The 14792-nt window shown below is 44.5% G+C and carries 12 protein-coding genes; 11 read left to right on the forward strand and 1 reads right to left on the reverse strand.

All coding sequences use genetic code 11. From position 1 onward, the window contains the following. The 10 genes from ASV53_RS02005 to ASV53_RS02050 form a co-directional block, all read left to right on the forward strand. Positions 1-1654, forward strand: a 1654-nt coding sequence (locus ASV53_RS02005; RefSeq protein WP_141226219.1) for a polysaccharide biosynthesis protein, incomplete at its 5' end; no start/stop codon positions are given. 130 nt (positions 1655-1784) lie between these two features. Then, complete coding sequence (locus tag ASV53_RS02010; RefSeq protein WP_094955890.1) at positions 1785-2975, forward strand: UDP-N-acetylglucosamine 4,6-dehydratase; 1191 nt, start codon at positions 1785-1787, stop codon at positions 2973-2975. Positions 2976-3053: 78 nt separating this feature from the next. Further along, positions 3054-4250, forward strand: coding sequence for a LegC family aminotransferase (locus tag ASV53_RS02015; protein ID WP_094955891.1), 1197 nt, complete (start codon positions 3054-3056; stop codon positions 4248-4250). A 155-nt stretch (positions 4251-4405) separates the two neighbouring features. Beyond that, a complete protein-coding gene (neuC, locus tag ASV53_RS02020) occupies positions 4406-5575 on the forward strand; it encodes a UDP-N-acetylglucosamine 2-epimerase (RefSeq protein WP_094955892.1) in 1170 nt (389 codons plus the stop codon). Between the two features lie 114 nt (positions 5576-5689). Next, complete coding sequence (neuB, locus tag ASV53_RS02025; protein WP_094955893.1) at positions 5690-6775, forward strand: N-acetylneuraminate synthase; 1086 nt, start codon at positions 5690-5692, stop codon at positions 6773-6775. Then, a complete protein-coding gene (locus ASV53_RS02030) occupies positions 6756-7418 on the forward strand; it encodes an acetyltransferase (protein WP_205049173.1) in 663 nt (220 codons plus the stop codon). Before neuB ends, ASV53_RS02030 begins: the two co-directional genes overlap by 20 nt. Further along, positions 7415-8485, forward strand: a complete 1071-nt coding sequence (locus ASV53_RS02035) for a nucleotidyltransferase family protein (protein ID WP_094955895.1) — start codon at positions 7415-7417, stop codon at positions 8483-8485. Before ASV53_RS02030 ends, ASV53_RS02035 begins: the two co-directional genes overlap by 4 nt. Next, complete coding sequence (locus ASV53_RS02040) at positions 8485-9207, forward strand: acylneuraminate cytidylyltransferase family protein (protein WP_094955896.1); 723 nt, start codon at positions 8485-8487, stop codon at positions 9205-9207. Before ASV53_RS02035 ends, ASV53_RS02040 begins: the two co-directional genes overlap by 1 nt. 97 nt (positions 9208-9304) lie before the next feature. Then, on the forward strand, positions 9305-10657 hold the full coding sequence (locus ASV53_RS02045; protein WP_094955897.1) for an MBL fold metallo-hydrolase: 1353 nt from the start codon (positions 9305-9307) through the stop codon (positions 10655-10657). Between the two features lie 189 nt (positions 10658-10846). Further along, positions 10847-11212, forward strand: a complete 366-nt coding sequence (locus ASV53_RS02050) for a hypothetical protein (protein ID WP_094955898.1) — start codon at positions 10847-10849, stop codon at positions 11210-11212. 10 nt (positions 11213-11222) lie between these two features. Here ASV53_RS02050 and mnmC read toward each other — a convergent pair whose 3' ends face one another. Then, the gene (gene mnmC / locus ASV53_RS02055) at positions 11223-13286 is read right to left on the reverse strand and encodes a bifunctional tRNA (5-methylaminomethyl-2-thiouridine)(34)-methyltransferase MnmC2/FAD-dependent 5-carboxymethylaminomethyl-2-thiouridine(34) oxidoreductase MnmC1 (protein ID WP_094955899.1); all 2064 of its coding nucleotides are present in this window, start codon (positions 13284-13286) and stop codon (positions 11223-11225) included. Positions 13287-13451: 165 nt separating this feature from the next. Here mnmC and fabB point away from each other — a divergent pair, with 165 nt between their 5' ends. Beyond that, positions 13452-14666 carry a beta-ketoacyl-ACP synthase I gene (fabB, locus tag ASV53_RS02060; RefSeq protein ID WP_062690941.1) on the forward strand — a complete coding sequence of 405 codons (1215 nt, stop codon included), beginning with the start codon at positions 13452-13454 and terminating at the stop codon, positions 14664-14666. Positions 14667-14792: the final 126 nt, after the last annotated feature.

Consider the following 14792-nt stretch of genomic DNA (forward strand, 5'->3'; position numbering starts at 1 on the left):
ATTTATAGGTTCTTTTTTATCAGGCTTAACATTAGCAGGGATCGGTTTTTTTTCAAATGCATTTATTCCTCGAACAGTACCTATTATATATTCATCATTTCTTGTCATCTTTATAATTAGCATTAGGTTGATTGTTCGAGCACTATATCAGTCGTTATCAGGACGAACGAAAATTAACATCTTGATATATGGAGCTGGCTCTGCTGGGCGGCAATTAAGTATTGCTCTTAAACATAGCCATGAATATCGTGCAATTGCTTTTATTGATCGAGACCGTTCGTATCTAAAAACTTCAGTTCTTGGTTTGCGAGTATTGCTTCCTGAAGCAATAGATTGCCTCATTACCAAACGAGATGTAAAAAAAGTGCTTCTTGCTGTACCAAGAGCTTCTGCTAATGAACGAAAGCTAATTATTGATCAGCTAGCCCCCTATAGTGTAGAAATTTTAAGTGTTCCGAGCTTTGCTGATATTGTGAGCGGTAAGGCAAAAATTTCTGAACTGCAAGATGTTTCTGTTGATGATTTACTTGGGCGTGATGCTGTCATGCCTCAACAATCTTTACTTGAGGCGAATATAAAAAATAAAGTCGTCATGGTTACTGGTGCCGGTGGCTCAATTGGTTCTGAACTTTGTCGTCAAATAATCAAACAGCAGCCTAAAGGTTTAGTCTTATTTGAGCTGTCAGAATTTGCACTTTATCAAATTGATCGTGAATTAGCAGGGTTGAAGTTGGATGTGCCTATTTATCCATTATTAGGCTCTGTACAACGGGTACATCGCTTAGAATCCGTGATGAAATCATTTCAAGTGGATACGGTGTATCATGCTGCTGCATATAAGCATGTACCTTTGGTTGAGTACAATGTTATTGAGGGTATTCGTAATAATATTTATGGTACTTACTATACGGCTAAAGCTGCTATCGAGGCTGGTGTTGAATCGTTTGTTCTAATTTCAACTGATAAAGCAGTACGTCCCACTAATGTTATGGGAGCAACTAAGCGGATGGCTGAATTAGGTTTACAGGCACTTGCTGAACAAGAAAACGGGCGTGAAGGTGGGACTCGTTTCTGTATGGTTCGTTTCGGTAATGTATTAGGATCTTCTGGTTCAGTTATTCCTTTGTTTAAAAAACAAATCGCTGCAGGTGGTCCATTAACTGTTACTCATCCAGATATTACTCGATATTTCATGACAATACCTGAAGCGGCACAATTGGTCATTCAAGCTGGCGCTATGGGGAAAGGTGGTGATGTATTTGTTTTAGATATGGGCGAGTCTGTTAAAATTACCGCTCTTGCTGAAAATTTAATTAAGTTATCGGGTTTAGAGGTTAGAAATGATTCTAATCCTCATGGTGACATTGAAATTCAATTTTCAGGGCTTAGACCTGGTGAGAAGCTATACGAAGAGCTTCTTATTGGTGACAATGTAGAGAAGACAGCACATTCTCGAATAATGACAGCTAATGAGATACATTTGCCATTAGATGAATATAACCAGATGCTAGATACATTAGATCAAGCATGCCATGGTATGAAGCATGAAGATATTCGTGAGCTACTCTTGAGTGCTCCTACTGGTTTTAAACCAACAGATGGTATTAATGATATTGTCTGGAATACATATAATCGTTCAACAAGAACAATATAATAATACCGTGGAAGGCAGGGGAATAATTTGATATTTGTTTAAGGGCAATTTACTAGACTACCAAATAATTCCTCCTCTCTATCCAATTAAGCTAGAATACCCACCTCTAGCTTAATTGGGTACTCTTCACATGCTCTCCCTCATTGGTCGTTCATCGCCACTTTTTTTTTCTGATTTACTTTCTCATCAGCAAGCATTAGCCGCTGAGGTTTCGCGATCGCGCTTTTTGGTACTAGGTGGTGCAGGTTCGATTGGTCAGGCGGTTGTTAAAGAGATTTTTAAGCGTCAACCAAAGGCGTTGCATGTTGTGGATCTCAGCGAGAATAACTTGGTTGAGTTGGTGCGTGATATTCGCAGTTCGTTTGGTTACATCAATGGTGATTTTCAAACCTTTGCACTCGATATAGGCTCGGTAGAGTTTGATGCGTTTATCTCGCAGCAAGTAAAAGCTGCTGGCTATGATTATGTCTTGAATCTATCGGCACTCAAGCATGTGCGTAGCGAGAAAGACCCATTTACTCTGATGCGCATGGTCAATGTGAATGTGTTTAATACCGATAAAACCGTACAGCAAGCGATAGAACTCGGTGCTAAAAAGTACTTTTGTGTCTCGACCGATAAAGCCGCCAACCCGGTTAACATGATGGGGGCGTCTAAGCGCATTATGGAAATGTTCTTGATGCGCCGAAGCCAAGATATTGCCATTTCAACGGCGCGTTTTGCCAATGTGGCTTTTTCCGATGGTTCTTTGCTTCATGGTTTTAATCAGCGGATTTTGAAGCAACAGCCTCTCGTTGCGCCTAATGATATTAAGCGTTATTTTGTGACGCCACAGGAATCAGGCGAGCTGTGTTTGATGTCTTGTATCTTTGGCGAAAACCGAGATATCTTCTTTCCAAAACTGAGCGAAGCCCTTCACCTTATCTCTTTTGCTGATATTGCGGTTAAGTACCTTAAACAGCGTGGCTTTGAACCTTACTTGTGTGAATCTGAGCAACAAGCCCGAGAGTTAGCGAAAACACTACCTGAGCAAGGAAAATGGCCGTGTTTGTTTACCTCAAGTGATACCACGGGTGAAAAAGACTTTGAGGAGTTCTATACAGGTGAAGAAGTGCTTGATATGGCACGCTTTGCTAATTTAGGTGTGATTAAAAATGAACCTGAGTTTAACCTTGGATTACTTACTCACTTTGAGCAAGCTATCGCTGAAATGAAAGACAGCCAGTGTTGGACTAAAGATGAGTTAGTTGCGCTCTTTCATCACATGATCCCTGATTTTGGTCATAAAGAAACGGGCAAGTACCTCGACAGCAAGATGTAATGGCGGTGATAAAGAACGATGAAAGCTATTTATAACGGTGCTAGTTATAACAGTGCTATTGATAAAAGCGGTATTTAGATGAACGCTATATCAAAAAACGCTGTAAGCCAGCGACTGGTTGAATTTGTCCGCGATACTTATCAAACCAATGAGTTTGTTCCTCTTCATGCTCCTAGCTTTACTGGAAATGAGAAGAACTACCTGCTTGATACGATTGATAGCACTTTTGTTTCGAGTGTCGGTCGTTATGTCGATAAATTTGAACAGCAAATCGAACTGTATACAGGTTCTACAAAAGCGGTTGCGACCGTTAATGGCACCGCAGCCTTGCATGCGGCATTACACCAAGCGGGGGTACGACAAGGTGATTTGGTGATAACCCAAGCACTGACGTTTGTGGCGACCTGTAATACCTTGCATCACATGGGGGCTGAGCCTCTGTTTGTCGATGTTAACCGCCAAAGCCTCTCGTTGTGTCCGCGAGCTTTATCCGAATACCTAACGGATAACGCGGTCTTCGATGCCAGTGGTCTGTGTATTCATCAAGCAACGGGTAAGGTGATCCGCGCTATATTGCCGATGCATACTTTTGGTCATCCTGGGTTATTAGATGAGCTGTTGTTAGTGTGCCTGCAATGGAATTTGGTATTGGTGGAAGATGCCGCTGAAAGTTTAGGTTCGTTTTACAAAGGTAAGCATACCGGGACACTCGGTGATTTTGGTGCGCTGAGTTTCAATGGCAATAAGATCATTACCACGGGTGGCGGTGGTATGGTGCTATGCCGTGATGCCCAAGCAGGACAAGGCGTTAAGCACGTAACGACAACCGCTAAGGTCGCGCATCCTTATGAGTTCTATTACGATGAAGCTGGCTTTAACTATCGAATGCCAAACTTAAACGCCGCCTTGGGGTGTGCGCAGCTAGAGCAATTGCCTGCGTACCTTGCCGCTAAGCGTCAGTTAGCGATGGATTACCAAGCGTTCTTTTTGAGTGATGCTGGTTTTGCGGATTATCAGTTTGTGGTCGAGCCTGAGTATGCTCAGTCTAACTACTGGCTCAATGCGGTCATTTGTCCGAACAGCGTTGCTCGCCAACAACTGCTAGAAGAGACCAATCAACAAGGTGTGATGACCCGCCCTGTGTGGCAACTTATGCATACTTTGCCTATGTATCAGCATTGTTTACGAGGGGATTTATTCACATCAGAATGGCTTGCTGCTCGCATTGTGAATTTACCTTCGTCACCGATCCTTATGTCGAGTACTGATAACTAGCGCCTATTTATAGCGGTGGTCATAACGACGAGCTAATATCGTATTACCTTTCTATGGCCTTTGCTTTGCCTTTGTTACAATGGCGACATTAGAACAATCTAAGCCGCTAAAGACGTTGAGAGTCTAAGCCTTAGGCGACAAAGGTAGGACGCTAGATGACATCACGTAAAATCGCAGTATTTACAGGTACTCGTGCAGAATATGGCTTGCTGTATTGGTTGATGAAAGATATTCAAGCAGCAGAAGATCTTCACTTACAGCTTTTGGTCTCTGGCGCTCACTTTTCACCTGAATTTGGTTTTACCTATCAACAAATTGAAGCCGATGGGTTCACGATTGATGAAAAAGTTGAAACCTTACTGTCATCAAATTCGCCAGCGGGTGTTGCAAAAAGTATCGGCCTAGGTGTCATAGGCTTTACTGATGCCTTGTCACGATTAGCGCCTGATGCTTTAGTGATTTTGGGGGATCGCTTCGAAGCGCTAGCAGCGGCGCAAACCGCAATGATATTACGTATTCCCGTTATCCATCTGCATGGTGGAGAGATCAGTGAAGGCGCTTATGATGATGCTATTCGTCATGCTATCACTAAACTCAGTCACTACCACTGCACATCGATGGACGCGTATCGCCAGCGTGTTATCCAACTCGGTGAAGCGCCTGAGCGTGTTTTTAATGTTGGCGCATTAGGGCTCGATCATTTGAATCGTAGCCAGATGTTATCATTGGATGCGCTAAGTACTTCGCTGAACTTTTCGCTTCATTCTCCTTTCTTCGTTGTGACCTATCATCCTGTCACTTTAGCGGATGAACAGGCTGTCGCAAGCTTCCAAGCATTATTAGATGCTCTAGATGCGTTCCCGCAACATCAAATTATTCTGACTTATCCTAATGCCGATGATGGCGGTAGACAGATCATTCCCATGCTTGAAGCTTATGCCGCCGCGCAACCTGAGCGTGTCTTGGTTATTCCGTCTTTGGGTCAGCAGCGCTATTTAAGTGCGGTAAAGCATGCGGCGGCGGTGATTGGTAACTCTTCTAGCGGTATTATTGAAGTGCCTTCGTTTGATGTGCCGACGGTTAATATTGGTGCGCGTCAGCAAGGGCGAATTGCAGCAAAAAGTGTGCTCCATTGCGCGCCAAATACCTATGCGATTAAAGATTGTATTACTCGTGCGCTTAGCCAAGACTACAAGCAAGACGGTGAAGTGATTATCAATCCTTATGGCGATGGTAATAGTAGCGAGCAAATCATTCAGCTTTTGCGAACGCTGCCGTTAAAGGTAATGAAGACATTTTATGATTTGCCACACAGTGTTACTTGACCACTTCAGGCCAAGCATAATGGTCTACTTCTATCGCTAATTAATCCTGATAGTTAATTACAGAGACTTAATTACAGGTACTTAACCCCAGAGACTTAACTACAGGTACTTATCATGACTCTGATTATTGCCGAAGCGGGCGTCAACCATAATGGTGATATTGGACTTGCTCATAAGTTGGTGGATGCCGCTTACCAAGCTGGGGCTGATGTTGTTAAGTTCCAGACATTTAAAGCGAAGCATTTAGTAACGGCTGATGCTAAACAGGCAGACTATCAAGTCGCCAATACCCAACAGCAAGAGTCTCAGCTTGATATGTTGAGTCGCCTAGAGTTGAGTTTCGAGGCTCATTTTGCGCTTAAGCAGCAATGTGAACAGCGGGGTATTGAATTTTTATCGACGGCATTTGATAGCGAAAGCTTGGCATTTCTCGTCAATGATCTTGGGTTGAAGCGCTTAAAGCTGCCTTCTGGTGAGTTAACCAATGCGCCGCTTATTCTTGAGCATGCCCGTACGGGGTGTGATCTGATTGTCTCAACGGGAATGGCGACGTTGGCTGAGGTTGAAGCCGCTTTAGGTGTGATTGCTTTTGGTTATACGGCTGAAATTCAGGTGAGTCCATCGGTGGCGGCGTTTAAGCAAGCTTACCGCTCAGAACAAGGCCAAGCAGCGTTAAGAGAAAAGGTTACCTTGTTGCATTGCACCACCGAATACCCAGCACCTTTAGCGGAAATTAATTTGCGCGCGATGGATACACTCAGCAAGCAGTTTCAATTGCCTGCGGGTTATTCCGATCACAGTGAAGGCATTACTGTGCCTATTGCTGCTGTTGCTCGTGGTGCGAGCATGATTGAAAAGCACTTTACGCTCGATAAAACTATGTCAGGACCTGATCACAAGGCGTCACTTAACCCCGAAGAGTTGAGCCAGATGGTAGCGGCGATCCGTGGGGTAGAGCTTGCTCTCGGCTCTGGCGAAAAAGCGCCACAGGCTTCTGAGATGAAGAATATGACGGTTGCACGCAAGAGCTTGGTCGCCAATGGCACTATTGCTAAAGGCGAAATGTTTAGCGTGCATAACATCGCCATTAAGCGACCAGGGAGTGGAATGAGCCCTTATCGTTACTGGGATCTCATCGGTAAAGCGGCGCGGTGTGATTATCACGAAGGAGACTTCATTAGTGAGTCGTTTAATGAGTAGCTTAGTGAGTAGTAACAAGCGAACAGCTGACGTGATCGTTTTAGGTGCTGGTGGTCATACGAGTGTATTAGTGGATATGTTACGCCAACAAGATCAAACGATTACAGGCCTTGTCAGTGCTGATTTAGCTTTAGAAGATAACGAGCTACGAAGCGTGCTGGAAGACTTACCCCAGTATTTTTCTGATGACGATGTTTTGGCATTTCCTGCCGATTCAGTCTGCCTTGTTAATGGTATTGGCGCTATCCCTAAGCGTCTTACGCGTATAAAACTATTTAACAACTTTAAAGCCCAAGGCTATCGCTTTGCTTCGGTGATTTCCCAGCAAGCGATCATTTCACCTTTTGCGAGTCTTGGTGAAGGGGTGCAAGTGATGCCAGGCGCCATTATTCAAGCTGGCGCCATTATTGGCGATAACTGTATTATCAATACGGGTGCTATCGTCGAGCATGATAGTGTTATTGATGCCCATAGTCATATAGCTCCGCGTGCGACACTTTGCGGTCAAGTGCATGTAGGGCAAGGTGCCTTTATTGGTGCTAACGCTGTGGTTATCCAGAATATTAACATTGGCCGAGAAGCAGTGATTGCCGCAGGGGCAAGAGTTCACAAACACGTTCAAGCAGGTGAAACGGTTATATGATCAAAAATTGGACCAAGGCGGTGTTGCCACTGAGTGCCACATTGCGTGAAGTACTTGCAGTGATTGATGAACAAGCGCTGCGCATTGTGCTTATTGCCGATGATGAGCTACGTCTGTTAGGCACTGTCACCGACGGTGATTTACGCCGAGGTTTGTTGCGTGGCTTGGATATGTCATCAAGTGTTGAGTTGGTGATGAACCAGCAGCCAACAACAGCGGGTGCTGATTTGTCTAATCAGGATCTGGTTTGCTTGATGGAAGCGAAAGATATCCTCGCGATACCCTTGGTTGATAATGGCATTCTTTGTGGTTTAAAAACATTAAACCAAGCACTGCATCCTGTTCGTTATGATAACCCAGTCTTTTTAATGGCGGGGGGCTTTGGTACCAGGCTACAGCCACTAACCAATGAATGCCCTAAGCCTTTGTTGAAGGTGGGTGATAAGCCTATCCTCGAAAGCATATTGTTGAGCTTTATTCGGGCAGGTTTCCGCCATTTTTACATTTCAACCCATTACCTACCTGAAATGATCCGTGCGCATTTTGGCGATGGTGAAAAGTGGGGCGTGAGTATCACCTATATTCATGAAGATCAGCCGCTGGGTACAGGCGGCGCGCTTGGATTATTACCCGAGAGTGCTAGCCCATTGCCGTTGATCATGATGAATGGCGATATCATGACCAATTTAGATTTTGAAAAGTTGCTCGCATACCACCAATCGCAAGCGGCAGATGTCACTATGTGCGTCCGTGATTATGAATATCAAATTCCGTTTGGGGTCATTGATTGTCATAAGGTTGATGGCAACAGTAATGTGATCACCGCGTTAAGTGAAAAACCTGCTCATAAAGTGAAAGTGAATACCGGGATTTATGTGCTTAATCACGATGTGGTCCGTCAGGTAGCGAAGAACCAACGGATTGACATCACAACTGTGTTTGAGCAAGTGATTGCTCGCGGTGGTAAAGCCGTTCCATACGAAATCAGCGAGTATTGGCTCGATATCGGTCGAATTGACGATTACCGCCGTGCCCAAGCCGATATGTTAGATTTGGGTATTTTTTAATGTCATCTCATGGAGAAAGTCTTAAAAAGCCGATCGCAATTATTCCAGCGCGCGGTGGTAGTAAGCGTTTGCCTCGGAAAAATGTATTACCGTTAGCGGGTAAACCGTTAATCGCTTGGACCATAGAAGCAGCATTAGAGAGTGGTATTTTTGACCGTGTTATTGTAAATACCGACGATCAAGAAATAGCGGATATTGCAATACAGTATGGTGCCGAAGTACCTTATCTTCGACCAAGTGAACTGGCGACGGATACTGCCACTACGATCTCAGTATTAAAGCATCAGCTTGAGTACTATTTATCACACGATGAAGTGTTTGATCAGCTTGTTCTTTTACAGCCCACCTCGCCGTTACGAACAGCTCAAGATATCCGTAATGCTTGGGAGCTGTATTGTGATCATACGATAGAAAGCGTTGTTTCGGTAACACCTGTCGAGCATCCCATTCAATGGACGTTTAAAGCGGATGATAATGCGAAACTGAGCCCTTTGTTTGATGACAATGTAAAACGTAGTCAAGATTGTGAACAACATTATCGTCTTAATGGTGCAATCTACATTACATCTAGTTTCAATATATTAGAGCATGATATTTTGATTCATCCTTTGTCCAATATGGGTTATAAAATGCCCGCAAATCGTGCCCTTGATATTGATGAAGAATTGGATTTTGTTATTGCTCAATCGGTTCTGACGCATTATTCAAAATATACGGATTAATTTGCGAGATTGATCTAAACCTTACGACTAATAACAATTTACTACGTTCAATCTCTGTCATCATGCTCGCTTAATACTAATATGTTGGAGCAGTGCGGTGCGCATAGAACATCATGGGGCCAAAGATGGTGTAACAGGCTCTTGCCATGAGTTGTTTTTAGGAAGCAATAGTTTATTGATTGATTGTGGCCTTTTCCAAGGTGCTGAATCAAAGTCATCATTGAATATTGATTTCCCATTAGATTGTGTGCGTGCACTCTTTCTTACTCATTGCCATATTGACCATGTTGGTCGTATTCCTTGGTTACTCGCAGCGGGCTTTCATTCGCCAATTTATGCGACTCAAGCAACATCGGCTTTGCTGCCTCTGATGCTTGAAGATGGGCTTAAAATTCAACTGGGTCTTGATTCTCAGCAATGTGAACAAATCACTAATCGGGTGCGTTCGCTTTTAAAGCCAATTCCTTATGATTGCTGGGTTCAGCTCACTTTTCCAAGCGGTGAGCTGATCAATGTCCGCTTTCGTCAAGCTGGCCATATATTGGGCTCTGCTTATGTTGAAATTAAGTTGCCAGATGATCGTGTAGTGGTCTTTTCTGGTGACTTAGGCCCATGCAATACGCCGTTATTAGTTGATCCTTTCTCGCCTGAACGGGCTGATATTTTAGTACTGGAAAGTACTTATGGTGATCGCCAACATCAATCTATCGGTGATCGTCAGAGGCGGTTAAAAGAGATTGTAGAGCGTTCATTACAAGATGGTGGTGCGATTATTATTCCGGCGTTTAGTGTCGGTCGAACGCAAGAACTCCTGTTTGATCTTGAAAATATTATTGCGCAAGCCGATATCCATTCGTCAAAAGTAAAGTGGCAAAGTCTACCCGTTATTTTAGATTCCCCTCTGGCAGCCAAGATCACCGAGCAGTACAACACCTATAAACAATTATGGGCAAATGAGGCTAAATCACGCTATAGCACAGGGCGTCATCCTCTCTCTTTTCAACAATGTATTGTGATTAAATCGCATGCTGAACATGTCGCACTGATTAACCGACTTCAAGCTTCTGCAGAGCCTGCGATTATTGTAGCCGCAAGTGGGATGTGTACCGGGGGGCGGGTTGTTGGTTACCTTGAAGCATTATTACCAGATAAGCGAACAGACATTGTTTTTTCGGGTTATCAAGCCAAAGGAACGCTTGGTAAAGCGTTAATCGACGGCAAAACAGACGTTGAAGTTAACCAAGCATTAATAACCGTAAATGCTCAAATACATCAACTGTCGGGTTATTCGGCACATGCTGATCAGTCTGATTTAATAGAGTTTGTTCGTAATATTGCTCATGGACCGAGGGAGATTTACTTGGTGCATGGCGAGATTGCAACGCTGCGAGCTTTGGCTGACAAGCTGTATTCTGTGATTGAAAATGTCAGGATTCACCATGCCAGTTAGTGCTAGAACTGGCTCTTCTTTCACTCGTCTTGCGAATGTATTTTTTATTTTAGTTATTCCAGCTAAGTGAATAAAAAGCCGTATGTTTAATGCTGATCTTATGATTTGCGCTTCGACGGTAAGGCGAAAAGTGCAAGCCTAGCTATACTTATATTCATATCAATAACTCACCTAATGAGTAGGAATGGTATGAATAAATTTGTAATTGCGCTTATTTTTTATGGGATTTTTTCGTCTACGGCTTGGGCTGCGGATGAAGCGGTAACAGCGTCGCAATCTGCAACATCACCGTCATCTGCACAAACAACCTCAACGCAAACAACGTCGCAAACAACGTCGCAAACGACATCGAGTGCGGCTCAATCTGCGACAAAAGCCAGTGCTGCATCGACAACAGGAGAGGCGGCGGGGGCAAATACTGCATTGGCAGCATCTGCTGGTGGGTTAACAGCGACGGCGATCGCCGTCGGTGTGGCAGCTGTCGTGGTTGCTGTGGCATTAGCCGATACTGGCGGTGAAGATTCAGGTCCGCCAGCAACGGTAAATGCAGAATAAAAAGAATGATTTATTTATCTTGATTAAGCTGCTTTCCACGGACTAAACGTCGTACCCAAGAACGGCCAGGATGCAGAGCCTCAAGGACATCGTTTGGAAGTGGTAGTGGATCACCACAAATCTGTGAGGCAATTAATTCGCCAAGCAGGGGCGCAGAGCTTAATCCTCGTGATCCTAAGCCAAGGAAGCTATAGAGATTGTTATAACAAGGCACGGCTTCGGCTGTGTCTTTGTTATCTCTAAGATCGCTATATTGCGAAATTAAATCATCAATACGGCAAACATCCCCCACGATAGGTAAATGATCACGACTGGCACTACGCACCCCAACACGTGCTTGGTTGTCGCCCATCTCTACATCTTTTGGCCATGTTGCATCAGGCAGGCTCTTAATCAGACGTGCTTTATTTGAAGCATGTTCATCATCATTGAAATCGGTATTGGTACTATTGCGACCATAACTCGCTCCGATGCAATGGGTGTCTGCAGTGGTATTTTTAGGTGTTAGGTAACCGTCATAACACAATACTGTTTTTAATTGCGCCAAGGTCTCGTTGGTCGGGATATGGCTTACTTGGCCGCGTACAGGATAGAGTGGCAGCTGGGTGGTTTGTTCAAATGTCGTAAAACGGTGTCCATTGGCCACAATAACGGTGCCATGCTGAAAGTGCTGCCCATCTTGTGTGCTAATAGACCAAAGACCGTCTTGCTGCGTCAGTGTTTGCACGTCGGTATTATAGTGGCAAGTCAGCAGGCCTGTTTGTTGACCGTGTTCAATAAGAACGCGTGTGAGTGCTTGTGGACACAACCATCCGCCTAGCGGGTAATGAACGCTGCTATGCCCTGAGACTACGCCTGTAATCTCTTCTGTTTGGGCTTGGTCGTAAGCTTTAATAAGATCTTCAGGGTATTGATTTGCTAAGATATTACTGAGTTTTCTTTTCGCCTCGTCACTCCAAGCTAACTGAGTGACACCACACCATTGGTGTTCAAATTCACCATATTGTGTTGCTTGTTCTACAAACTGTCGTGCATACAGAAAGGCAGGAGCAAAAAAGTCTGGGATCGCATCATGGCCGCCACTTAACAGCGGATAAACAGCGCCTTGACGATTGCCAGATGCCCCTTCTGCTGGCTTGGCATCGGCACAATAAAGCGTGACGTTAACCCCTCTGCGAATGAAAGCGATAGCCGCACTGGCTGACGCAATACCGCCGCCAATGATCGCCACATTATCCGTGTCTTTTGCCGCGTTACGCTGATACCAAGGTTTCACATTTGACCCAAATTGGCGTGCTTCAATATGGCCAATTAACATGTCGCGCTTAGTACCAAAACCTTTGGCTTTAGACATGCTAAAACCCGCTTCGATTAAGCCGCGGCGAACAAAACCCGCCGCGGTGAACGTGGCAGTGGTACAGCCTGTTCGTGCTAATTTTGCCATGTTATTAAACAGGTTTTGGTTCCACATTTCGGGGTTCTTGCTAGGAGCAAAACCATCTAAGAACCACGCATCAACAATACCATCTTCACCACACCACACCTGTGGCATACAGTCTTTGATATCACCAAACCATAAATCCAGTGTGATCATGCCATCTTCAAGTACGACCCGTTGACAGCCAGCAACGGCTGCAGGGTAGTGGGCATGAAGTTGCTTCGCCACATCGGCGAGTTCAGGCCATGACTGGTGCGCTTTGATTAAATCTGCCTTAGTGACCGGAAATTTTTCAAAACTGATGAAATGCAGCTCTTTAGTGGTAGCATCAGGGTGTGCGGCACGAAATGCTTTGAACCATTGCCACAGTGCAAGGAAGTTTAACCCAGTGCCAAAACCGGTTTCAGCCACAACAAAACGACGACGATCGAAGTGTTCCCAACGCTGGGGTAAGCCATTTTGTTGTAGGAATACGTAGCGTGTTTCTTCTAAGCCATTGGTATTAGAGAAATACACATCGTCAAAATCGTTAGAAACTGGCGTGCCCGCTTCGTTCCAGTCAAGAACAGCGTGCTCAATGCGCTTATTGGGCTTATCAGACAAGGGGAAACCTCTTTTAATGGGACTGCTGCACATTACAAAATCCGTATTTAAGACTTAAATATGGCGCTAAAATTAAGGTGCGAACATAGTAAAAAGTTGGAAATTAACCGCGATTGTACCCGAACTATAGGAAAGCTGACCACTTTTGAGTGAGAAAGCCGTTATTATCTCTGCGTTAAATATCAGTAGGAATTCATCATGAAACGAGCCGTAATTACAGGCATGGGTATCGTATCCAGCATTGGTAACAACGTAAACGAAGTGCTGGAATCGCTAAAAGAAGGTAAATCTGGCATTAATTTCTCTGAACAATTTGCTGAAATGAAATTACGCAGCAATGTTTGGGGCGATCTTAAATTAAAGCCTTCTGAGCATATCGATCGTAAGAAGATGCGTTTCATGGGCGATGCAGCAGGTTTTGCATATTTGTCTATGGAGCAGGCAATTGCAGATGCCGGCCTAACTGAAGATCAAGTTTCTAATGACCGAACTGGCCTAGTGGCGGGTTCTGGTGGCGCATCATCATTAAATCAAGTCGCGGCTGTCGATATCATTCGTGAAAAAGGCGTGAAACGTGTTGGTCCATACATGGTACCTCGTACTATGTCGTCAACCGTGTCTGCATGTTTGGCAACACCGTTTAAAATCCGTGGTGTTAACTACACTATGAGCTCTGCATGTGCGACATCTGCACACTGTATTGGTCACGCATTAGAACTTATCCAGCTAGGCAAACAAGATGTTGTGTTTGCAGGTGGCGGTGAAGAATTAGATTGGTCTTTGACCATGATGTTCGATGCAATGGGCGCACTATCAACTAAATACAACGATGACCCATCAAAAGCGTCTCGTACCTATGATGCAGACCGCGACGGTTTTGTTATCTCTGGTGGCGGCGGCATGATGGTTGTTGAAGAGCTTGAGCATGCATTGGCACGTGGCGCGAAGATCTACGGTGAAATCGTGGGTTACGGCGCGACATCAGATGGCTACGACATGGTAGCACCATCAGGTGAAGGCGCGGTGCGTTGTATGAAGATGGCAATGCAAGATCTTGATGCGCCAGTGGATTACATCAATACCCACGGTACTTCAACACCAGTAGGTGATGTAAAAGAACTGGGTGCAATCCAAGAATTGTTCAGTGAAAACTGCCCTGCAATTTCAGCAACCAAAGCGATGACTGGTCATGCATTGGGTGCGGCAGGTGTTCACGAAGCGATTTATTCAACCTTGATGCTAGAGCACAGCTTTGTTGCCCCAAGCATTAATATTGAAAACCTAGACGCTGCGGCAGAAGGCTTAGATATTGTGACTGAAAAGCGCGATGTTGAGCTGAAGACGGTAATGTCTAACAGTTTCGGTTTTGGTGGTACTAACGCAACGTTAGTCATCAAAAAATACGAAGCGTAATTTAAGGCGCAAAAACAGCAGGTAGACAAAATAATAGCGAATTACGCGTTTACCTGTTTTGCATCTTAAACATATTTTCCGAGGTGGCACCGGCTAAAGTGAGAAAGTAGATGACTTGTCCAGAGA

Source organism: Photobacterium sanguinicancri, assembly GCF_002265265.1.
Taxonomy (GTDB): Bacteria; Pseudomonadota; Gammaproteobacteria; order Enterobacterales; family Vibrionaceae; genus Photobacterium; species Photobacterium sanguinicancri.

Bases quoted from the DNA above. Each gene is read 5' to 3' on its own strand.
- ASV53_RS02010 (WP_094955890.1), top strand. From the start codon at position 1,785: ATGCTCTCCCTCATTGGTCGTTCATCGCCACTTTTTTTTTCTGATTTA.
- ASV53_RS02015 (WP_094955891.1), top strand. From the start codon at position 3,054: ATGAACGCTATATCAAAAAACGCTGTAAGCCAGCGACTGGTTGAATTT.
- neuC (WP_094955892.1), top strand. From the start codon at position 4,406: ATGACATCACGTAAAATCGCAGTATTTACAGGTACTCGTGCAGAATAT.
- neuB (WP_094955893.1), top strand. From the start codon at position 5,690: ATGACTCTGATTATTGCCGAAGCGGGCGTCAACCATAATGGTGATATT.
- ASV53_RS02035 (WP_094955895.1), top strand. From the start codon at position 7,415: ATGATCAAAAATTGGACCAAGGCGGTGTTGCCACTGAGTGCCACATTG.
- ASV53_RS02040 (WP_094955896.1), top strand. From the start codon at position 8,485: ATGTCATCTCATGGAGAAAGTCTTAAAAAGCCGATCGCAATTATTCCA.
- ASV53_RS02050 (WP_094955898.1), top strand. From the start codon at position 10,847: ATGAATAAATTTGTAATTGCGCTTATTTTTTATGGGATTTTTTCGTCT.
- mnmC (WP_094955899.1), bottom strand. From the start codon at position 13,286: ATGTGCAGCAGTCCCATTAAAAGAGGTTTCCCCTTGTCTGATAAGCCC.
- fabB (WP_062690941.1), top strand. From the start codon at position 13,452: ATGAAACGAGCCGTAATTACAGGCATGGGTATCGTATCCAGCATTGGT.